The 21,144-nt window shown below is 31.0% G+C and carries 24 protein-coding genes, 1 tRNA gene and 1 pseudogene; 11 read left to right on the forward strand and 15 right to left on the reverse strand.

All coding sequences use genetic code 11. The features are described from left to right. The first annotated feature begins 41 nt into the window (after nucleotides 1-41). Nucleotides 42-320, forward strand: coding sequence for a hypothetical protein (locus tag BD31_RS01215; protein WP_048097312.1), 279 nt, complete (start codon nucleotides 42-44; stop codon nucleotides 318-320). Here BD31_RS01215 and glnA read toward each other — a convergent pair. Further along, entirely contained in the window at nucleotides 317-1,777 is a 1,461-nt protein-coding gene (gene glnA / locus BD31_RS01220; protein ID WP_008297089.1) for a type I glutamate--ammonia ligase, read from the reverse strand. The two genes, BD31_RS01215 and glnA, sit on opposite strands and share 4 nt — an antisense overlap. A 54-nt stretch (nucleotides 1,778-1,831) precedes the next feature. Between glnA and BD31_RS01225 the strand changes: the two genes are divergently transcribed. Both BD31_RS01225 and BD31_RS01230 read left to right on the forward strand, forming a co-directional pair. Further along, nucleotides 1,832-2,389 carry a DNA replication complex subunit Gins51 gene (locus tag BD31_RS01225; protein ID WP_008297103.1) on the forward strand — a complete coding sequence of 186 codons (558 nt, stop codon included), beginning with the start codon at nucleotides 1,832-1,834 and terminating at the stop codon, nucleotides 2,387-2,389. A gap of 31 nt (nucleotides 2,390-2,420) precedes the next feature. Further along, entirely contained in the window at nucleotides 2,421-2,705 is a 285-nt protein-coding gene (locus tag BD31_RS01230) for a hypothetical protein (RefSeq protein ID WP_008297136.1), read from the forward strand. Nucleotides 2,706-2,708: 3 nt separating this feature from the next. Here the strand turns inward: BD31_RS01230 and BD31_RS01235 are convergent, their stop codons facing one another. After that, nucleotides 2,709-2,930 carry an AN1-type zinc finger domain-containing protein gene (locus tag BD31_RS01235; RefSeq protein WP_008297149.1) on the reverse strand — a complete coding sequence of 74 codons (222 nt, stop codon included), beginning with the start codon at nucleotides 2,928-2,930 and terminating at the stop codon, nucleotides 2,709-2,711. A 109-nt stretch (nucleotides 2,931-3,039) separates the two neighbouring features. Here BD31_RS01235 and BD31_RS01240 point away from each other — a divergent pair, with 109 nt between their 5' ends. Together BD31_RS01240 and BD31_RS01245 are read left to right on the forward strand one after the other, a co-directional pair. Continuing rightward, on the forward strand, nucleotides 3,040-3,780 hold the full coding sequence (locus BD31_RS01240) for an SDR family oxidoreductase (protein WP_008297235.1): 741 nt from the start codon (nucleotides 3,040-3,042) through the stop codon (nucleotides 3,778-3,780). Between the two features lies 1 nt (nucleotide 3,781). Further along, nucleotides 3,782-4,930 (forward strand): NAD(P)/FAD-dependent oxidoreductase, encoded by a 1,149-nt coding sequence (locus BD31_RS01245; RefSeq protein WP_008297244.1) that lies wholly within the window; start codon nucleotides 3,782-3,784, stop codon nucleotides 4,928-4,930. Here the strand turns inward: BD31_RS01245 and BD31_RS01250 are convergent. Next, entirely contained in the window at nucleotides 4,925-5,131 is a 207-nt protein-coding gene (locus tag BD31_RS01250) for a hypothetical protein (protein WP_008297262.1), read from the reverse strand. The two genes, BD31_RS01245 and BD31_RS01250, sit on opposite strands and share 6 nt — an antisense overlap. Nucleotides 5,132-5,187: 56 nt before the next feature. On the opposite strand from BD31_RS01250, the gene BD31_RS01255 reads away from it, so the two are divergent. Continuing rightward, nucleotides 5,188-5,261, forward strand: a tRNA-Pro gene (locus BD31_RS01255). Here the strand turns inward: BD31_RS01255 and BD31_RS01260 are convergent. The 3 genes from BD31_RS01260 to thpR are packed head-to-tail and all read right to left on the reverse strand — an operon-like array spanning nucleotide 5,262 to nucleotide 7,868. Then, the gene (locus tag BD31_RS01260) at nucleotides 5,262-6,023 is read right to left on the reverse strand and encodes an RIO1 family regulatory kinase/ATPase domain-containing protein (RefSeq protein WP_008297231.1); all 762 of its coding nucleotides are present in this window, start codon (nucleotides 6,021-6,023) and stop codon (nucleotides 5,262-5,264) included. Then, nucleotides 5,998-7,329, reverse strand: a complete 1,332-nt coding sequence (gene cca / locus BD31_RS01265; protein WP_048097322.1) for a CCA tRNA nucleotidyltransferase — start codon at nucleotides 7,327-7,329, stop codon at nucleotides 5,998-6,000. Before cca ends, BD31_RS01260 begins: the two co-directional genes overlap by 26 nt. Beyond that, nucleotides 7,329-7,868: an RNA 2',3'-cyclic phosphodiesterase gene (thpR, locus tag BD31_RS01270; RefSeq protein ID WP_048097323.1), complete on the reverse strand. Its 540-nt coding sequence runs from the start codon at nucleotides 7,866-7,868 to the stop codon at nucleotides 7,329-7,331. Before thpR ends, cca begins: the two co-directional genes overlap by 1 nt. 72 nt (nucleotides 7,869-7,940) lie before the next feature. Here thpR and BD31_RS01275 point away from each other — a divergent pair, with 72 nt between their 5' ends. From BD31_RS01275 to BD31_RS01285, 3 genes are all read left to right on the forward strand, one after another. Beyond that, nucleotides 7,941-8,489, forward strand: a complete 549-nt coding sequence (locus BD31_RS01275; RefSeq protein ID WP_008297194.1) for an AAA family ATPase — start codon at nucleotides 7,941-7,943, stop codon at nucleotides 8,487-8,489. Then, nucleotides 8,486-8,884 (forward strand): RNA-binding domain-containing protein, encoded by a 399-nt coding sequence (locus tag BD31_RS01280; protein ID WP_008297271.1) that lies wholly within the window; start codon nucleotides 8,486-8,488, stop codon nucleotides 8,882-8,884. Before BD31_RS01275 ends, BD31_RS01280 begins: the two co-directional genes overlap by 4 nt. 84 nt (nucleotides 8,885-8,968) lie before the next feature. Further along, nucleotides 8,969-9,700: a hypothetical protein gene (locus BD31_RS01285; protein WP_008297110.1), complete on the forward strand. Its 732-nt coding sequence runs from the start codon at nucleotides 8,969-8,971 to the stop codon at nucleotides 9,698-9,700. A 1-nt stretch (nucleotide 9,701) separates the two neighbouring features. Here BD31_RS01285 and BD31_RS01290 read toward each other — a convergent pair whose 3' ends face one another. Genes BD31_RS01290 through BD31_RS01310 form a run of 5 tightly spaced genes read right to left on the reverse strand, consistent with a single transcriptional unit; the run spans nucleotide 9,702 to nucleotide 14,939 of the window. Next, entirely contained in the window at nucleotides 9,702-10,424 is a 723-nt protein-coding gene (locus BD31_RS01290; RefSeq protein WP_008297080.1) for an SIR2 family NAD-dependent protein deacylase, read from the reverse strand. Between the two features lie 2 nt (nucleotides 10,425-10,426). Next, the gene (gene rnz / locus BD31_RS01295; RefSeq protein ID WP_008297170.1) at nucleotides 10,427-11,326 is read right to left on the reverse strand and encodes a ribonuclease Z; all 900 of its coding nucleotides are present in this window, start codon (nucleotides 11,324-11,326) and stop codon (nucleotides 10,427-10,429) included. Continuing rightward, nucleotides 11,323-12,270, reverse strand: a complete 948-nt coding sequence (locus tag BD31_RS01300; protein WP_008297116.1) for a TRM11 family SAM-dependent methyltransferase — start codon at nucleotides 12,268-12,270, stop codon at nucleotides 11,323-11,325. The genes rnz and BD31_RS01300 overlap by 4 nt, the downstream gene beginning before the upstream one ends. Beyond that, nucleotides 12,270-13,148, reverse strand: a complete 879-nt coding sequence (locus BD31_RS01305; protein WP_048097314.1) for a ribose-phosphate diphosphokinase — start codon at nucleotides 13,146-13,148, stop codon at nucleotides 12,270-12,272. The genes BD31_RS01300 and BD31_RS01305 overlap by 1 nt, the downstream gene beginning before the upstream one ends. A 42-nt stretch (nucleotides 13,149-13,190) precedes the next feature. Then, on the reverse strand, nucleotides 13,191-14,939 hold the full coding sequence (locus BD31_RS01310; RefSeq protein ID WP_008297108.1) for a mechanosensitive ion channel family protein: 1,749 nt from the start codon (nucleotides 14,937-14,939) through the stop codon (nucleotides 13,191-13,193). A gap of 153 nt (nucleotides 14,940-15,092) precedes the next feature. Between BD31_RS01310 and BD31_RS01315 the strand changes: the two genes are divergently transcribed. Beyond that, nucleotides 15,093-16,457: a KamA family radical SAM protein gene (locus BD31_RS01315; protein WP_008297106.1), complete on the forward strand. Its 1,365-nt coding sequence runs from the start codon at nucleotides 15,093-15,095 to the stop codon at nucleotides 16,455-16,457. A 69-nt stretch (nucleotides 16,458-16,526) separates the two neighbouring features. Then, nucleotides 16,527-17,162, forward strand: a complete 636-nt coding sequence (locus BD31_RS01320) for a hypothetical protein (RefSeq protein WP_048097315.1) — start codon at nucleotides 16,527-16,529, stop codon at nucleotides 17,160-17,162. Between the two features lie 32 nt (nucleotides 17,163-17,194). On the opposite strand, the gene BD31_RS01325 is transcribed toward BD31_RS01320, so the two are convergent. From BD31_RS01325 to BD31_RS01340, 4 genes and pseudogenes are all read right to left on the reverse strand, one after another. Next, the gene (locus BD31_RS01325) at nucleotides 17,195-18,175 is read right to left on the reverse strand and encodes a TerC/Alx family metal homeostasis membrane protein (protein WP_008297132.1); all 981 of its coding nucleotides are present in this window, start codon (nucleotides 18,173-18,175) and stop codon (nucleotides 17,195-17,197) included. An 82-nt stretch (nucleotides 18,176-18,257) separates the two neighbouring features. Then, nucleotides 18,258-19,552: pseudogene (locus BD31_RS01330) on the reverse strand (APC family permease). A gap of 12 nt (nucleotides 19,553-19,564) precedes the next feature. Next, complete coding sequence (locus BD31_RS01335) at nucleotides 19,565-20,248, reverse strand: VIT1/CCC1 transporter family protein (RefSeq protein WP_008297118.1); 684 nt, start codon at nucleotides 20,246-20,248, stop codon at nucleotides 19,565-19,567. Continuing rightward, on the reverse strand, nucleotides 20,245-21,075 hold the full coding sequence (locus BD31_RS01340) for a CBS domain-containing protein (RefSeq protein ID WP_008297259.1): 831 nt from the start codon (nucleotides 21,073-21,075) through the stop codon (nucleotides 20,245-20,247). The genes BD31_RS01335 and BD31_RS01340 overlap by 4 nt, the downstream gene beginning before the upstream one ends. Between the last annotated feature and the right edge of the window lie 69 nt (nucleotides 21,076-21,144).

Genomic DNA, 21,144 nt, shown 5'->3' on the forward strand with positions numbered 1-21,144 from the left:
TTTTTCAAAAGTTTATTTGATTACTACTTTTACGAACAACATTGAATAAAACAACATCGAAAATGCTTACTGGATTCAAATACATTTACTTGATAGCATTTTTTGCATTACTTGCAGGATTTTTCTATCCACTAATTACAAACACTAGTTTTGATAGTGTGGTCAGTGGAGTTTTGGTGTTATTTGTAGGTCTTGCAGGTGGAATTTTACTGTATAAATCTGCAACATCTGAAAAGAAAAGAATGATATTTTTAGGCGGAGGATTCGGTCTTATAGCTATTTCATTATACTATATTTTTCAGTTTACTGGAAGAATCTAAACATCAAAGTACAGATAAAATTCATGTGGATGTGGTCTTATAGCTATTTCACGTTGATCTCTTCTTTCTAACTCTATAATTTTATCAATTACATCATTAGTGTAAATTGGACTGAGAAATTTTCGATCGCTTTCTAATTCATCTAATGCCTCTCCTAAACTTTTTGGGAGAACACCAATTCCCCTTCTAGACCTATCCGATTTAGTCATCTTAAAAATATCATCACGAATTTCTTCTCCAGGATCTATTTTCTTTCTAACTCCATCCATCCCTGCTGCTGTTACTGCGGCAAATACAAGATATGGATTTGAGGAAGGATCAGGAGCTCTAAACTCAAGTCTTTTTAGATGTGAATATTGTTTTCCTGTAAGATGTTTTGGAACTCTTACGATAGCAGAACGATTTCCTGAACTCCATGCAATGTATGCAGGAGCTTCATATCCTGGGACTAATCTATGATAAGAGTTGGTAGTAGGATTACAAATTGCAGATAGTGCTTTTGCATGATTAATTATTCCTCCACAAAAATATCTTCCAACTTGGCTTAATTCAATTTCATCATCTGGATCAAAAAACGCATTTTCCTTTCCTTTCCATAAACTAACATTAACATGCATTCCAGAACCTGCATCCATTGCAACCGGCTTTGGCATCATTGTTGCAACTTTTCCATATTTTTGTGCAACATTTTTAATTACATATTTGTAAGATTGTGCAGCATCTGCGGCATTTGTCATTAGATCATATTTGATATCAATTTCACACTGTCCAGCAGTTGCCACTTCATGGTGATGATTATCACATAAAATTCCAAAATTTTGACTGAGAATATTTACACATTCATTTCTATATGGTGTCAAAGTATCTGATGGTGTACTGGGATAGTATCCTTCTTGTAATCCCATTGGATATCCATCACCAGACTGACTCCATGGAGCTTCTTTTGATTCAATTGAATATGATTGTCCTTTGTATGGTGTTAAAACATCCCAATGTACCTTATCAAACACAAAGAATTCTACTTCTGGTCCCCAAGTACTAAAATCATAACCCTGAGTTTTGATATATTCTTCTGCTTTCTGAGCAATTCCTCTAGGATCTCTTGATAATCTTCCCCTATTTTCTCCCCAATAGATATCACAAAGAAGTCTAGCAGTTTTATTTTCAGTCATCCAAGGAATAATTGCAAACGTATTTGGATCTGGTTTTAATAATAAATCTGAATCATTAATACTTGCAAAACCAACGATTGACGAACCATCTAATTTTGGTAATCCATCTCGCATTTGTTCTGGGGTAAAAGTATTTGCTGAAATTGTTGTATGATGAAAATGACCTGTCAGACCAGTAAATTGCAGATCGATAAATTGAATGCCTTCGTGCTGAATTCTAGCGAAAACTTCATCAGGTGAATACGTTACTTGAATTGCTTTACCATGACTAACTTTATAGGGCAACTTTTTTCTTCAATCAAACACAAATACATCCATCATTTAAGGATTAGGTAAGAAATGTCAGAATCAAATGAAATTGATATCAACTCATTACATCACATAGTTTTACGTGAAACTGAAAGTGATTCTATTTTAGAAATAGATCCAAATTTTTACAGAAATCTATCTGATTTTATTGGAAATTTAAGAAAACAAGAATTTGATGGTGTAGAAAATAAAATCAAAGATACTATGATAGAAATGGCAATTGAACTTACATCATTATTAATCAGAATCAGACTCGAAAAAATTTCAAAATCTTCTGATCTGGAAATTAGTCATCTTTTGGATGAGGAAAAATTCATTTTTGATTCACAAGAGGATGAAAAAGAAAGAATTGAAATGATAATTTCTGCAATCATTAACGGAAAATCAAAATTTCTTGAATCATTAGCTCAAAACCATAAAACAAAAAAAGTTGTAATTAGATTCCTCAACGAAGTAGATGAAATTGTTGGCGCTGACCTTGAAAAATACGGTCCTTTTAAAACTGAAGATATAGCTACAATTCCATATGAAAATGCTCAGGCACTAATTGCTAAAAACATTGCAACTAAAGTTCATTGGGAAGATTAGATAGAAATTACACCTTTTATTTTGATATTATATGTCTCATACAGGCGTTGATGTAATTGATTTTTTATTTTATACAATTTACCCAGTAATTGGAATTTTTGTTGTTGAAATTATAAGCAGATTAGTTAAAGCTCCAAAATGGATTAAGCTATGGACTCAAGCAATTATCTCTATTGGTTTTGGAGTTTACTATTGGTTTATTTTACCAGCTCCACAAAATTTCCCATTAACTGCATTGGTAATGTTCGCACTTGCAATTGCTCTTATTTATCAAGGGAGACGTGCAAAAATTTCTCCAGATAAAAGTCCTTATTGATTTTTAAAATCTACTAAAAATTCGTTTGAAAATATTCGGTTTATTTCGCCCACCATCTCGTATGACTTTTTTTTCACCAAATCTTTTTGCTCTAATTTGATTAAGTTTTACACATCTATGTTCTTCAGGAAGTCTGTGTTCTGCACAAAATGGATCCTTGCAATAATTACATTGAAATGGCAAATCTGTCAAATCGCCACAATATGCACAATTTTCTGATTGCATAATTTCAATTACTATTTTCTTTTAATAAAGGTGCTAGTATCACTCTTGCAACTTCTTAATGTCTAAACATTTTTACGATGCACATATCAAATTCGTTTAAGTGATTTAGATGATTAAAGATAAAGTTGCAATAATAACTGGAGCTAGTAGTGGCATTGGACTTGCTACTGCTTTGACACTTGCAAAGGCAGGGGCAAAGGTCGCAATAGGAGCTAGAAGAGTTAACAGATTAGAAGAACTTGCAAGGAAAATCTCCGCTGATGGAGGAGAAGTATTTTATCAAAAATTAGATGTAACACAAAGATCAGAATGTGAAAATTTTGCTAAAGCAGTTTTAGATAAATGGGGTTCTATTGATATTCTTGTTAATAATGCAGGCTTGATGCCTCTGAGTTTCTTCAAAAGTCTCAAAGTAGATGAATGGGATAAAATGGTTGATGTAAATATCAAAGGCGTATTATATTCAACAGCCGCGGTAATATCTCATATGAAAGAAAAAAAATCAGGTCACATTGTAAATCTTTCATCGGTAGCAGGAAGAATTGTTTTTCCTGCTGGTAGTGTTTATTGTGCAACAAAACATGCTGTTGCAGCATTTACTGAAGGATTAAGACAAGAATTTAGTGTACGCTCCAACATTCGAGTAACTAGTATTGAGCCTGGAGTTGTTGCAACAGAACTTAATGATACAATTACCGATGAATCTTTACAAGGATTTATAGAAAATGCAAAAAAGATGGAAGCATTGCAGGCACAAGATATTGCAAATGCAATTTTGTATGCTGTTGAATCACCACCCCATGTTAATGTAAATGAGATTTTGATAAGACCAACTACACAAGAACGTTAAATTGGCAAATATTCCACATGTTGTTATATTAGGTGGTGGTTTTGGTGGACTATCATCAGCTAATGAATTAAGAAATTCACTTTCTTCATCACAAGTAAAAATCACAATAATCGATAAAAAAGACTGGTTTATGATAGGATTTGCAAAATTATGGATAATTAATGGAACCAGAACTTTTGAAGACTCTATTGGTTCACTCAATGATTTATCAAAAAAAGAAATTAATTTCATTAAAGATGAAATTTTAGCAATTGATCTTCAAAATAAAAATATTAAAACAAACTCTCAGAACATTTCTTATGATTTTCTAATTATCTCAATGGGATCTATTTTAGCTCCTGAAAAAATTCCTGGATCAAAAGAAAATGGATTCAATCTATATGATCATAACCAACTCTCAAAAATTCGTGATAGATTAATGAATATTAGATCTGGAAAAATAGCTATCTCGATAATGGGAATGCCTTACAAATGTCCCCCTGCACCATTTGAGGCTAGTCTGCTTATAGATTCGATGCTTAGAAAACGTGGAGTACGAAATTCAATTCAAATTGATTTTTACAGTCCTGCTCCTATTACTTTGCCCGCAGCTGGTCCTGAAGTGAGTGAACAAATTCTCGAACTAGTAAATTCTGAGAAAATTGTTTTTCATAATTCATGCAAAATAAAATCTGTAGAACCTACTAAACTAATTTTTGAAAACAGTGATGCTGATTTTGATTTGCTTTTATTTATCCCTCCACACATTGCTCCTAAAGTTATTTATGATTCTGGCTTGGCTAAAGAATCTGGATTTATTCCAATTAACAGAGATTGCAAAACATCTTTTGAAAATGTATTTGCAATTGGAGATGTTACTAGTATGGCAGTTACAGAAACAATGACAGTTCCAAAAGCGGGAGTTTTTGCAGAAGGAGAAGGTATAACAGTTGCCAAAAATATAATTTCAAAAATTCAATCTAAAGAAGAATTAACCTTATTTGATGGAAAAGGTGGATGTTTTATAGAATCTGGTAAAGAAACAGCATCAATTCTTGAAGTTGATATGTTTTCACAATCAAAACCTTTTACAAGTCTTTCAGAATCTACTACTGATAATCTTTCTAAAAAAATTGAATTTGAAAAAGAACGAATGGCAAAATGGTTATGATTCATCTTTATCTTTTGAAAGATATTCTAAGATAGCTTTTACTTCTACACCTAATTCATGAGTATTTTTTGACAGATTTAGTTTTTCTGGAATACTATTTTTAAAATCAGCATCTTCCAACTCTATACTTCTTTTTTGAATACAATCAAGATGATCCTTATCAGTAGCAGAAATTTTGTGACAAATATTACAAAGTTTCAATAATTATGTTAAACAATACGACGATTTAATAATTTCATTTTGTGCCTCTGAAACAAGGGATCGTAGTCTAGCTTGGTATGATACTAGTCTGGGGGACTAGTGGTCGCAGGTTCAAATCCTGCCGGTCCCATTATAATTTTAAAATTTTCAAGAGCTTTTCAAAACTTTCTCTAGATTTTTCTTCTTTGTATTGCTTCAAAATGTCAATAATCTGTTCTTTAGGTGGAGTTTTGTAAATTTTTTGAGCTTTTTTTGCAATTCCAGAACCAATAAAAAACGCTTGAGTGATTGATGTAACATTAGACGGTCTTCTGTTGATGCTGGAGCTCTCAAAATCAATTATGGTTGATTTCATTTTTCCAACTATAACATGTTTAGTAACATTACTTAACTCACCATGATCAAAACCTATTTGATCTAATCTAAAACAATCTTCTAAAATTTTTCTAATGATGGATTTTAATTTTTTTGCGCTGCCCGTACCTTTTAAGGAATATACCCATTTACTGATCTCAATTCCTTCAAGATATTCCATAACTAAAAAATTTTTACTAACATCAATAATTTTTGGTCCAACATTTACTGAATTTACTAGTTTTAGTAAAACTGCTTCACTTTTCATTTCTTTTCTTTGAGAATCTGTCCTTCTAATTTTCAATGCAACTTCCTTGGTTCCCTTTTTTGCAAGAACAACAACTCCAACGTATCCTTTTCCCAAAATTGCTGTTTTTCCAAGGGTTGTAGGACCTACTAATGCAATTGATTTAATTTTTAATTTTTCTAGCTCAGAAATTCTTGATTTAATTTGTCTAGAAGTAGCTTTTGGATATCCAAGAATTTTTGAGTATGGTTCACCAACAAATTTCTTAATTGAAATAAAGGAGTGTGCCATCGGTTGAAACCAATTCACTTGCAGCCTCTTTAATTGATTTGCTTAAATTTTTGTTTCCCACTGATACCTTAAAGCCACGTTTAAAATCAGATTGAAGACCTTTTGGTACACCTGTCTGAAGATTCTTTTTCAAAAATTCTGTCATAAAGTTTACCGCCTCAATGTGTTTTCTTTTTTCTAATGAAATTATCTTTTTGTTGTTACTTACCCACAAAAGTTCAGAATTTTTGAGATTCTTAGAAATAAAACTTTTAGAACTATCTTCTCTAAAAAATTCTGGACCACTTTTTGAATATATTTGACTGATTTTTGTAGATTCTAAGAAGAAAAACAAGTAGATTTCATTTTGTTGATCCGTGTGAGGTTTACTTCGTAATACTTTGAATCCTCCTAATTCTAACTGTGTTGATAATGAAGAAGTAACTCTTTTAATTTGCCCCCATATTATATCTGGACTTCTACTTTTATATTCAAATTTTACCACCAGTAAATTATTCCAGTATTCGTTCGATGTTCGTGATTTTCTATTTTTGAAAAAATCCATTTTTGCTTTTTCTTTGAATGCTCTACAAACAAGAATAAATTTTCCAATATTTTCATCAGAAACAGCTGCAGCCAAATTTCTATTGTTGTCAATTGGATCTATGATTACTACAGATGTTTCAAATTTTTTTGATGTTTTTCCAATAACTTGATTTTCTTTAATTTCTGATATCGATTTAATTACATTCTCAAAACTTCCAAAATGTAAAATTAAAACTTCTGAGATATATCCACTAAAACCTTGTTTTGCAATTTCTGCACCATAAATTCCATTTGATTTGAGAAATGTTTTAAGAATTCTAACCTCGTTTTTCATTTTAGATGTAAGTGACTTATCCATGAATTTTGTATGAAAAGTTGATCTATCTGCGGCACTTTTCCACTCTCCTATTTTTACGTCATAAAATGGCACTACATTGATCTTGGTGTTTTTAATTTTGGCTTCAACATACGGATGTTGTGAATATCTTACATAAGGAGAATATTTTTTCAATGAATTAAATCCAATTTTTTTGGAAATTTTTTCAAATTTTTCTTCCGATGTATTTTTCTTAAATCTAATAAAAATATCAACATCTGCATCTTTTGATAACCACGTGCCCTTTGCAAACGAACCCCCAAACTCCAAATCTATCACTTCTGGAAATTTCATAATTTCTTTTTCGACTAAATCAAATGCTAACTGCGCAATTTGTTTTTTTGATTTTTCGAGTGACGTTGAGGGAATTACAATCTTGGAAACTCTGGAAATTATACTCTTCATCATTTTGCCTTTATCTCCGCTAAATCTGAATAAATTGGTCCTTTTGATGTCAATTCACTTTTTTTCAATTTGATGTTGACTATCTTTTGTATTCCAAAATCTGTTATTTTCTGATTTTTCAATTCGTTTGTTATATTACCAATCTTCTTTTTAATCCTAAATACTGTGATGTGAGGCTTGAATGGTTTATCTGATGAAAATCCTAATGGTTTTAACACCTTTTCAACTTTCTTCGATAACTCAACTAACATATTTCCCCCAATTTCATCTGTACCAATCCAAACCACTCTTGGAAATTCAGGTTTTGGAAATGTACCTATACCCTTTAGATTTATACTAAAACTAGAAAATTCAATTGAATTAAGCGCTTTGATAATTTTTTCTGATTTTTCATCTGTAACTTCTCCTAAAAATTGTAATGTAAAATGAAAATTATTTGATTCTACAGGCTTTGCATCGATTTTCATTCCATTCTGAAATTTTTTTATAGAATTGATTGTTTCATTATTTGATATTTCAATTGCTACAAAAGTTCGCATCATAACTTTCTTTGAAGTATCTTTATAATAATTTCCGGTAACTTCATAGACGAGCACTATTTTTGATATGTTATGGCAAAACTGATTGTGTGTCTAACAGGCATGCCTGGTGCTGGTAAATCTACTATTGCGGAAGGATTGAAATCAAAAGGATATGATATTATCAATATGGGTAATGCAGTCAGAGAAGAAGTAAAAAAAAGAAATCTAGAACCAACACGAGATAATCTTGGAAAATTAATGCTTGAGCTAAGAGAGAAAAATGGCCCTGGCGCAGTTGCAGAATTAGTTAAATCTCAAATAGACTCTTCAACAGCAGATGTTATTCTAATCGATGGTGTAAGATCAAACGATGAAATTGAAGTACTTCGTAAATTTGGTACTGTAAAATTACTAGCAATTCATGCTTCAACAGATACTAGGTTTGATTTTCTACAAAAAAGAGGAAGATCAGATGATCCACAAACAAAAGAACATTTTGAAGAAAGAGATAATCGTGAATTAGGTGTAGGAATTAGTAATTCGATTGCATTATCTGACTATGCAATATCAAATATTGGTTTAACAAAAGATGAATTAATTGAAACTGCTTTTAAAATTATTCAAAGTTGGATTAAATGAGAATTCCTAGCATTAATTGTAAAATTGAAATGTTTTCATCAATAAACCCTTCAGAAGATCCTGATAAAATTAAAATTGCAATTTCCAATATTTTTCCATATTCTACAATTAAAACTGAAAATTATTCAATTAGTGCTATGTCCAAAGAATTACGATCTTTTGAAAAAATTTACGAGGCAATTCATAACAACCGTTTTCAAAAAGTTTTTGGTCGTAATTTAGAAAAAAATTTAGCAGATACTACCACTTGGTTTTATCTCAATAAACAAGCAGCATTTGTTGAAAGAATAGTAATTTGTGAACAAGCAGAAGAATCCCCCTTGGGCCCAATTAAGGTAACTCTTACCTCCTCAAATATTGATGGAATAATTGATTGGATAGTTTTTGGAAATTAACGAAATTTAGCTAAGAAAATTCACTCTTTTTTGACTATTTTTTTTAGTTTAAATGTAAAATCTATTTTTTTGAATAATTACTCAATGTTCATAAAATTAGGCATAATAGCTGGCATTATTATCTTAGGAGGAATGATTTTCTCTACTGAAATTGATAATTTATTTCCTACCACTTCAGCAACAGTACTTGATTCTTTAAAAAATGATGTAACAAGTTTTGGTTCTAAAGCTTCAGACTCGTTAGAACAAAGGATGGATAAATCATTTAATACTATTGTAGATAAAACTGGCAATTCAATATCTAATGAAATCACTGAAGCTGGAAATAAAGTATCTAATGAAATTACTGATGTAAAAGAGACATCTCAAAAAGTAATTAATGAGAAAGTATCGGATTTCAATCCTATTGAATCTATACAAAATATTTTCACAACACATTCAAATTCAGAAAATTCTTTATCTTCTACTAACCCACAACCAATTGTAGAATCATTTGATAATCCAACTTCAATTATATCTGAAACACTTTCTTTATCCACGAAACAACAATCAGATGATAATATTCTTCTTCAATATTCTGATTCAAGTGGAAAAACAAAAAATGTACAAGTTATAATTAGAACTGCAGAAAAAGAAATTTTTTCAGGCATATATTTTACTTCTAAATTTGAAACTAGTGTAAATGATGGAAATGGAGTTCCATATTATATTGATATGATAATTGAACATGAAGAATATGGTACAGTTACTTCATCAGTGTTTAACCCTGGAGATTCTTCTGATTCAAAAATCTACGGTGTATTTTCACAACCATAGTTCAATTCTCTTTTAAAACTGAAATAAATTTAGGTAAAGCAAGTGCACTTGTACTTCTTATAGTAAGATCCATATCTGATGACATTTCTGTTCTTTCTGGATTAATTTCTATCAATAATGCATTATTTTGTTTTGCATAAATTGGAAGTGTATTTGCAGGTGATACTACCAATGATGTACCAACAATTACCATTAAATCACATTCACTTGCAGAAACTATGGCTTTTTGCCACACATTTTGTGGTAAAGGTTCTCCAAACCATACTACATCAGGACGAAGCATATTTCCACAATTACACAATGGTGGTATTTCAGAAAATTCTGTGAGGATTTCATCTCTAAAGTCACATACAGAACACTTGATCTTTATTATACTTCCATGTAATTCTAGTACTTCGGTACTCCCTGCTTTTTGATGCAATCCATCAATATTTTGTGTTAAAACCATCACTTTAGCATATTTTTCTAATTCGGCAATTGCTTTATGGCCTTGATTAGGGTGTGCTGCAAAAACATTCTTTCTTCGTTCATTATACCACTCCCAAACTAACTTTGGATTTTCATAGAAAGCATCTATCGTAGCCAATTTCATAGCATCATAATTTCTCCATAATCCATCTTTTCCTCTAAATGTAGGTATCCCACTTTCTTGTGAAATTCCAGCACCTGTTACAAATATGATTTTTTTAACATCTCCAATTTGATCTTTAATTGTCTCAAACATACTCATTTGATTTCAATTTCTAAAAGATCTCTTGCAGTAATTACTGAATCATGAATTTCCGATGCTTCTTTCAAATGTTCTACTTCATCTTTGTATCTAGCAGAAAAATGTGTTAGGACTAAATTTTTTACTTTAGCATTGTTCCCTAAAATTGCAGCTTGTTTTGCAGTAGAATGACATGTATCCTGTGCTTTCTGTTTTTCTTTATCTAAAAATGTTGAATCAAATACAAGATAGTCACAATTCTCAAAAAATTTTTCTAATTTATCTGTAGGCATTGTATCGCCTGATATTCCTATTTTTTTACCTACACGTTTTTCTCCTAATACTTGTTCTGGATAAATTATTTTATTATTGATAGTTATTTCATTGCCTTTTTGTAATTTATTCCATAATTCACCTTCTGGTATTCCTAATTCCTTTGCTTTTTCAAGATTAAATCTTCCAGGTTTGTCTTTCTCTTCAAACAAATAAGAAAATGCTGTTATGGAATGATTTGCTTTAGATACATAAATTGAATATTTTTTATCTTCGAATACTTTTCCTTCTTTAATGATGTTAATCAATACAGGAAAAGATAATCCAAAATTCAGTACTTTGATATTAGCTGCAATAAATTCTTCAATTCCACTTGGTCCATAAATCTCCAATGTTTCAGTTCTATGTTGCATAGACATTGTTTGAAGTAATCCAAGAATTCCTATACAATGATCTCCATGTAAATGTGTAACAAACAACTTCATTTTTTTATTCCATCCTAATCCTGATTTCATATATGAAATTTGAGCAGCCTCTCCTGCATCAAACATCAAAATTTCTCCATCCCTTTCTAAACAAATACAAGATAACCCTCTATTTTCTGTAGGTTGTGCAGCTGACGTTCCTAGAAATACAAGTTTCATTTAATCAAGATTGTTCTTGTCAAGCTTTTATGCCTATAGATGTGATATTTTTTTAATCCGCTTAATTTCAAATTGTTATCCAATTCTTTTTTATACATAATTGCAATCTTTTTTCTTTTGGGCATAATTGAGAAAAATTTCTTTAAAATTTCTTGAGGTTTTTCTGATGTTTTTGAGGACGTTCCATAAGGTAAATCAGTCACAATACCATCAAATTTTTCAGATATATTAGATAATTCCTGAAAATCAGACTGAATGACTTGAGATTTGTATCCATTTTTCTTTAGATTTTCTTTAGACATTTCACACATTTTTTCATCAAAATCTAATCCAATCGCATGAATACCCATAGATTCTGCTTCCAAAAGAGTGGTACCTGTACCACAAAATGGATCACAAACAGTTTCACCTTTCTTCAATCCTATTAAATTAATCATCACTCTAGTTAATTTCCAATCCAATTCATGCGGATATTTTTTGATCTTTATTGGTCTTTTCACTTCTTTAACTCGTTTTGAAAATCCAAAAAAGTTTTCTTCATTAGTAAAAATAAGATATACTGTAATATCGGGATTTTCTAATTTTACTTTTGCATGTGAGAACTTTGATATCATATCTCCCATAGAATTCTCTAATTCAGCTACATTGAATTGATTTGATGATAAATTTACTATTCTGCAAACAAATGTCTTTGCATTTTTAAGTACTTCAAAATTATCTTCGTCTAAAAATAATCCTGACATCTTTCGTAATATTTGACCCGAGATCTTAACAAAAGTTGCTCGTTTTGCAATTTCTTTCCAATTAGTTTTTGATTGAACAATCACTAAATTAGATATTATTTTTATTTTTGAAAACCTATCATACATCTTTGATATGGCAACGATTTCATCTGTTGCAAGCTCTAGGTAATCTTTAGATAAAACAAAAAAACTTTCTGGCATTATATTATTGCCTTTGCAATTGTATTAGAGACATCTACCAATGATGTTTTACCTGGAATTGTATTCGCGCTAACGATGCTTGTAACTCCTGATTTTTTTATCTTCCTTTCTGCATCATTCATTAAAAGTGCATGTGTACATGCAACATAGACTCTTTTACATTTTTGTTTTTTAAGAAATTGTGTGGCTTTGATTATACTTCCACCAGTACTTATCATATCGTCAACTAAAATAAGATCTCTTTCTGCTACCTCCTTTGTGTTTTTAGTTTTAATTTCTACCTTACCGGTTTTTCTATCTCGTTTTTTCTCTAATGCAATGTACTCTGACTGAAATTCTTTTGCAAATTCTTTTGCTCTTTCTTTTCCACCTTGATCAGGTGATACTACAAGAGGATTTTTTAGGCTCAATTTTTTAAAATATTTTACAAGATCTGGAATAGCTGATACATTTCTTGTTTTTATAGTAAAATACTTGAAGCCAATAACACTATGAATATCTACAGCGATTATTTTTGAAGCGCCTGCACCTTTGAATAATTTGCCTAAAACCTTCATTGTGACTATTTCTCCTGGTAAAAATTCTCTATCTTGTCTTGCATATCCCATGTATGGAATTACTGCAATCACTTCTGAAGAAACTTCTTTTGCTCTTGAAATTATTGACAAAGTTTGAACTAGATTAGTATCTACAGGCGGATAGATTGATTGTACTACTACAGATTTTTTCTTAGAGATATTTCCATTCAATGTGATCTTACTTTCTCCATCAGGAAAAACCCTAATCTCTGATTTTACAAAATTTGCCTTTAATTTTCTAGATAATTTTCTTGCTAAATCCTCTGAAGATTTTCCTGCAATTACAGATAGATTACTCATCAAGAAAATGTGATTTGAAGGGATTCTTAAGTTTTGAGAAGATCAATCCTCTCCACCACCACGACCTATGTCTCCAACACCAAATTCTTCAACTACTTCATTTCTTTCATCATCAAGCTTTCTAATTTCTTCGTCTTCTCGTTTTTCATCTCCTTGATATACAGTTCTAATTGGCCATGGAATTCTAATATCATATTTTTTGAATTCTTCATACATGATTATTCTAATATCTGTTTTAGTTTTGAACTGTGCACCATAATCTCTGACGTATACCCATAGTGAAAAGTCAAGTGATGAATCATTAAACTTGTTAAATCTCACCACTGGCTGATTAATATCAACATGAATATCTTTATCACATCCACAACTAGGTTTGTTATTATCTAAATACGGACATCTTAACTGTCTGATTAGGTGTCTTCCTTTTTCATCTACTACTTCCTTCATTGCACGCTTTCCAATTTTTACCAGAATTGCTGCAACTTGTTTTGGGTTGTTTAGATATGAGACACCAACCTCAACAATTGCAGGCACCATCTTGATTTCTTTTGAATAATTAATAATTTGAGCATTAACAAGCTGTCTTGTGGGAATCACTGCATATGATTCATTTAATGCATCACGAACATATGTCACCCTTGGTGTAATCTTATGTACGTATCCATTGTATCCAGTATCTAATTGAACTCTCTCCCCTTCAGCAAATATCTTATCTTTTCTAATCAGAATATATGCAAAATAATTTTGCATTGTTTCTTGTAATGCTAATCCTATTCCAATTGCTAATCCACCAGTTGCAGTTGCAAGCACAATCAAATCAATACCCCACCAACTAACTACTCCCAAAATCACTGCAACAAAAATTCCTAAAGGTAATATTTGCGAAACTGACTTTGGAAGATCTTTTCTTTTCCTTTTTGCATATCCTGGAGGTTTTGATCCAGAAATAATTGGATCATATCCATTGAATCGCTTTTCTTCCCTCCATGTATCTATTGGAAAAATTTCTTCAACTTCTTGTCCTGGTTTTAGTTTTTTCCCGGATTCATTATTTCCAGAAATAGAATCTTCATAATATCTAAGATATTTCTCTCTCTCAGATTTTTTCCATTCCTCAAACGGATGTTTTACTAGTTGTTCATAACTTCCAATAGCTAATCCTTTTGTTGTTCTGAATTCCTCAAGAAACTTTTTTCCTTCGTCTGTTTTCAATTTTCTCTCAAATTCATCATCTGTCATATCTTCGGGTGTGTGTTTTGGAGGAACCCACTTGTAGACTTTGTGAAAGAGATCATCATCATCTGGAAATCCACGCAATTCTTTCCATGCTTCAAAATCCTCTTTTTCCAAATTGGTTTTTTCTTTTTTTGTAAGTATTATTGGAATCAAATGAGCAAAGGAATACCCAATAACAAGAATGTTTATTGTATTGAGAATCTTTGCAAATGTTTCACTAGGAGTTAAATTCCCATCTTCATTTAGAGATGAATTATTTTCATCAAATAACTCAAATGATTGTATGTATAGATTCACCGAAGTAATCAATATTATGGCAAAAAAGGGTAGCACAACTACCCTGACAAATCTTGATAGATGTGGTCTGGTATAACTAAATTTCTGGCTTTTAACCCATTTTGAAAAAGTACGGTAAACAAGAACAATACCAATAATTCCTACAATTAATACCGTAAATGCTATTTGAAGAGATTCTGATGATAATAATAGTTGAGAAATGCTCTCAAATTGATTTACTTGACCTGACACTGCATTAATAATTTCATCCTCTGCCATTTAGATCACTATTTGTCATTTTTTCTAACATACATAGGTTAACCTGTATTATCATTTCTGATTGAACTTTCGGCTAAACCATTATAAAATTTTAAATTTTTTATGCCTAAAAAATCTGTAACCTTTAACAAGGGTAATCGTACTAATTACTGAGTGACCTATCAAGCGACAATCTGGAACAATTCACCATCATTAAAGTCATACACTCTATCTAATTTTCGTACTCTTCCACAAATTAAGAATCTTAGTGAAGAAACTCAATTTGAGATGGAAGTGGTAGGAAACGTATTACCATTTAAAGCAAATAATTATGTTGTTGAACAATTAATTGATTGGAATAACATTCCCAATGATCCAATATTTGTTTTAACTTTTCCTCAAAAAGGTATGTTAAAGTCTGAGCATTATGAAAAAATGGCAACTGCTTTAAAAAATAATTTAGATAAAAAAGAAATTACATCTATTGCAAATGAAATCCGTTTACAGTTAAATCCACATCCTGCAGGTCAAATGGAGCTTAATGTTCCAACTTTAAAAGATGGAACCAAATTATATGGAATGCAACATAAATACAAAGAAACTTGTCTCTTCTTTCCTAGTCAAAGTCAAACATGTCATGCATATTGTAGCTTTTGTTTTAGGTGGCCTCAATTTGTTGGAATGGATGAAATGAAATTTGCAATGCAAGAAGGTGAACAACTCGTTCAATATATCCGAGAGCATCCAGAGATCAGTGATGTGCTCTTTACTGGTGGTGATCCAATGATAATGAAAGCAAAAATTTTCTCAAAATATATTGATACATTAATTGACGCAAAACTTTCAAACCTCAAAACTATTAGAATTGGAACAAAATCCTTAGCATATTGGCCTTACAAATTTTTAACAGATTCTGATTCTCAGGAAATGCTAGACATTTTTAGAAAGGTTTCTGATAATGGGTTACATCTTGCATTTATGGCGCACTTTAACCATCTTAATGAATTATCAACAGATGCTGTAAAATTGGCAATAAAGGCAGTTAGAGACACTGGTGCTCAAATTAGAACTCAATCTCCTCTACTGGCACACATTAATGATGATGCAGAAATGTGGGCAAAAATGTGGACTAAACAAGTTCAATTGGGGTGTATTCCATATTACATGTTTGTAGTTAGAGACACTGGTGCTCAACATTACTTTGGAGTTCCACTAGTCAAAGCATATCAGATTTTCAAAAAGGCATATTCATCAGTAAGTGGATTGGCAAGAACTGTTCGTGGACCAAGTATGTCTGCAACTCCAGGCAAAGTACACATTATTGGAACTGCAGATCTGAACGATCAAAAAGTGATTGTTTTGAGATTTTTACAAGGCAGAAATCCTGATTGGGTGCAAGTACCATTTTTTGCAAAGTATGATGAAAATGCAATTTGGTTAGATGATTTAAAACCTGCACTCACTGAGAAATTCTTCTTTGATGAGGAGATGAAAAATTTCAAAAAATCCAATCCACTTGATGATTATCCAGAGTCATAAAATTTTTGTAAAACCCACTTCATAGAAATAAGTAGAACATTTTTAAAATAAGATTTGTCCTTTTTAGTATTGAAATTAAAATTTTTAATGTTATCGTTGTTAATTATTCCATTTTTTTCTGGAATTGCTTATGCACACACAATTGATTCTGTTGGTGAATATAGAGTAGAAATTGGCTGGATGAACGAACCTGTTGTTTCTGGGGAAACCAATGCAATTGAATTCTATGTTAGCCCACTTGAACCTAATTTAGATCTAAAAGATCAAGTTTTTAAAAATGGCATTGAGGGATTGAAAAAAACAGTAAAAATTCAACTAGTTTACAAAGATGAAAATATTATGCTTCCGTTGTCTCCTGATCATAACATTCCAGGTAAATATTATGCATTTATCAATCCAACTGTTTCTGGATTTTATCAGGCAAACATTTTGGGAAATATTGAAGATACACCAATTAGTTTATCTATGCATCCTCCAAAAGTTGAAGAACGTTCATACATCGAATTTCCAGAACCTACAGATCTAACATTAAATCAAATTATTGATGGTCATACTGCATTAATTGAAGATATACAAAATTTGAAAGAATCAGTAAAAACACTTGAAGATAAAAACTCAACAAATGGAGAGTATGTTGGAATTGGACTTGGATTTATTGGTATTATTATTGCAATAGCTGCACTTGTAAGATCTAAAAAGAACTAAATAGAATCTAAAATTTTATGTATTTTTTAAAATTATGATTCATTCTTAACTCTAGATGCTTTAATTATTGATGCAATAATCACTATGCTCAATATCAAAGCAACGATCATAAATGATACAATTGTTGAAATTTCATAAATTTCAGAAATTATCATCTTTATACTTATGAAAAATAACAAGACAATCAAACCTGTCTTGAGATAATATAATTTATGAATCACACTACTTATCAAAAAATATAATGCTCTTAGACCTGAGATTGCAAAAATATTTGATGTGATTACAATAAACGGATCAGTAGTTATTGCCAAAACAGCTGGAATTGAATCCATTGCAAAAACCAGATCCGTCATTTCAATAATTATTAATGCAACAAAAAGTGGTGTTGCATATAATACACCATCTATTTTTGTAAAAAATTTCTGTTCAGTTATTTCTGTTCTAATAGGCATAAATTTTTTTAAAAATTTGACTGCCACATTTTTTTCAAGATCAATTTTATCTTCTTTTCTCTGAAATATCATTCTAAAAGCCCCAATTAACAAAATTCCACCAAATACATAGATCATCCAATGAAAATTGTCAAGTAATGAAGCGCCTACCAAAATAACAAAAATTCTCATCCCTATTGCACTAAGAATTCCTACCGAAAGGATTCTTTTTTGATATTTGTGAGGAATTCCAAGTGTTGTAAAAACAAGTAGAAATAACATCATGTTATCAACACTAAGAGATTCTTCCAAGACATACCCTGTAAGAAATTCTAATGTTTTGTGCTCACCAAACGTAAAAAAAATGATTATGGCAAAAATTCCTGCAAGAATTATCCAAACTATACTTCGTACAAGAGACTGTTTGAATGATAACCCATCAACGATGTTAATTGTTTTTGTATTTTCAAATTTATTTTTGAATTTAGATCTAATTTTGTTTATTACACCAAGATCAACAGATAATGAAATTCCAATTATAATGCCAAATACAACCCATAATTCAAATTCACTTAATTGCATGTTAGTTTGGTTGTACTATTACGTATAAGATATTCTGATATGAAATAACAAACATATGCAATATTTTTTGTTCTAAATTTTTTTATTTAAGATTATCATGAATTTTCTTCTTCTTAGAAATTACAAAGTATATTCCGCCTATTCCTATTATTATAATCCCTGCAAGAATAATTTCAATTTCAAATTGAAATCCCATATAGACTGAGATCCCTAATCCAAACAATGGAAGTATAGGAAATTTACCGATGTTTATTGGAACTCTAAATTTTCGTTCAATATCAGGTTCTGTATAACGTAAAGCAATTACAGCAAGATTGATTGATGCAAAAGTTATCACAATCGCAAAAACTGTAATGTTTGCAACAATTACAATATCTCCAACTAATGTAAATGCTATTGAAGTAATCATAATTACAATAACTGCAACCCATGGAGTCTTTGTCTTAAAATGGATTTTTTTAAGTATTTGTGGAAATACCCCTTCTCTTGCCATTCCATAAAACATTCTAGATCCCGCAATGAGTGTGATCAAAACAGTATTGGTTATTGCAAAAAGAGCAATAGAAGAAAGTAATATGTGGGCTTCTGATCCTAAACCTCTTTCAGCTACTAATGCCATTGGTGCTGCTGAAGTGGCAAGTTCTTCCCAGTTTACTACTCTAACCACCGCCAATGAAACTAGAATGTATATTATTCCTGATATCAAGACAGACAAAATAATTGCTCTTGGGAGTGTTTTTTTGGTTTTTTTACCTCCTCAGCTACATTTGCCATATCCTCAAATCCGATAAATGCAAAAAATATCAACACAAATGCAATGGCAACTCCCGTAAAACCAAATGGACTTTCAAGATAATTTACCGGTTCTGGATCACTAAATGTAAAACCAATTACAATAATTAGTATTAATCCAGAAGCTTCAATTACTGTAAAAATGGTATTTGTCCAAGCTGATTCTTTTATTCCTACAAAATTTACTATAGAAAGAATAACTATCAAACCAATCGCGGAAAGAATTATTGGGATGTCTACAAATTCAGCAAAATATCCACCAAACCCTAATGATACTGTTGCAGCAGTAATGATCGATGTAATAGCAGTTAACCATCCTATTAGAAATGCAAAAAAATTACTTTTAAAGGCATTTTTAATGAAAACATATTCTGCAGCAGCTTTTGGAAATATCGATGTTAATTCTGCATAACTAAGTCCAGCAAACAATGCAACAATTGATCCTAAAACAAATGCAATCCAAACTGAATCTCCAGCAGTACCTACAGCTTCTCCTATTAGTACATAAATTCCTGCACCAAGAATCAATCCAACTCCGTACATTGTAAGTTGGAAAAGTCCCATATTGCGCTTTAATTCAGACATTTTTTGTTAGTCCTAAGAAACCAGGAAATTTAATCCATATCCTACCATATATGCAACAATCGCTGCAATCCCACCAATGATTAATGTGATAATTCCTGAATACATCATTGATTTTTTAACTATTTTTCCTTTGATCATCCCTACTAGAAAAAATGCAGCAAGAACAAAAATTGTAGAATAGATAAAAGCTTCCGAGTTCGTATCAATTCCCATCATCATAAAAATCATGAATGGTATTAATGGAATTATTCCAATTATATTAAAACCAACAAAAGTACTTACAGAACTATCCATTGGATTCCTTTCATTCTCAATTAATCCAAGTTCTTCTTTCATCATTGTATCTACCCAAACCTTTCTTCTTGATGTGATAATTCGTACAACATCTTCAAGCAATTCATCTTTGAATCCTTTTTCTCTATAAATTTCTCTAATCTCATCTCTTTCTTGCTCTGCTAAGTTATCAATCTCCCATTCTTCTTGCCTTCTTTTCATTTGAACAAATTCATTTCGAGCTTTTGACGCTTGATAATTTGCAGCAGCCATTGAAAATCCATCTGCAAATAAATTTGCAAATCCTAGAATTAAGATAATTCCTGCAGGTAGTGCTGCTCCAACTACACCTGCAACTATTGCAAAAGTCGTTACCGCACCATCTATTGAGCCATAAATAAAATCATCAAAATGCCATTTCATACTGATACTAAGGCTTTTGCTACATCAGTTTTACTGAAAATACCTGAAATGCCATTATTTCCATCAAGTACAACTAACCCACTAACATTATTTTCCAAAAGAATTTCACATGCCACAGCCAAATCCTCATTAAATTTTACAGTGATTAGTCCTTTAGTCATTATGTCTCTTGCCAATGAAATATTTCCAAATCCCTCTTTTGAAAGAAATCCATGTCTTATGTGATCTGTAATATTAAACCCAGAATAATCTTCTTCACTTCCTAGTTCAATTGAAATTCTAAATAAATCTCTAAATGATATTATTCCTACTGCTTCCTCGTTTTGATTTTTTACAATAATCCTCGATATTTTCTTTTCTAACATCTTTCTTACAACTTTATACAAAGGAGCAGCAGTATGAGTAAATTCATAATCATGAGTCATAAAGTCTACTACTTTCTTTTTACCTGAAAAGTTATCGGCAACAAATCTTGTAAGATCACTTTTTGTAAAAATTCCTTTAACTTCTTCATTTTCTCCAATAGCCAATGAACTAATACCTTTTTCAATCATAATTTTGGCAGATTCTTTAGGAGTGGTTTCTTTATCTACAAAAATAATTGGCTTCATAATTTTTGTAATTGGTATATCTTCTAGTCCTTGAATTGAAGTTTCAGAAAATAAAAATAAGCCAATATCTTTCTCAGTAATTATTCCTACGTGTTTACCATTATCTACAACAACTAATCGACTTACTTTTGTATTCAAAAGCATTCTAATAGCATCTGAAATTGATGAATTCTTTAGAATTGAAATAGGCTTATTTGAAAAATCAGTTACTGACATTCCTTATTTGTAAGATTTTTTGTATAAAAAGAGAAGATATAATTTTCAATTTTGATTATATTTTATAAT

The sequence above is a fragment of the Candidatus Nitrosopumilus salarius BD31 genome, from assembly GCF_000242875.2.
Taxonomy (GTDB): Archaea; Thermoproteota; Nitrososphaeria; order Nitrososphaerales; family Nitrosopumilaceae; genus Nitrosopumilus; species Nitrosopumilus salarius.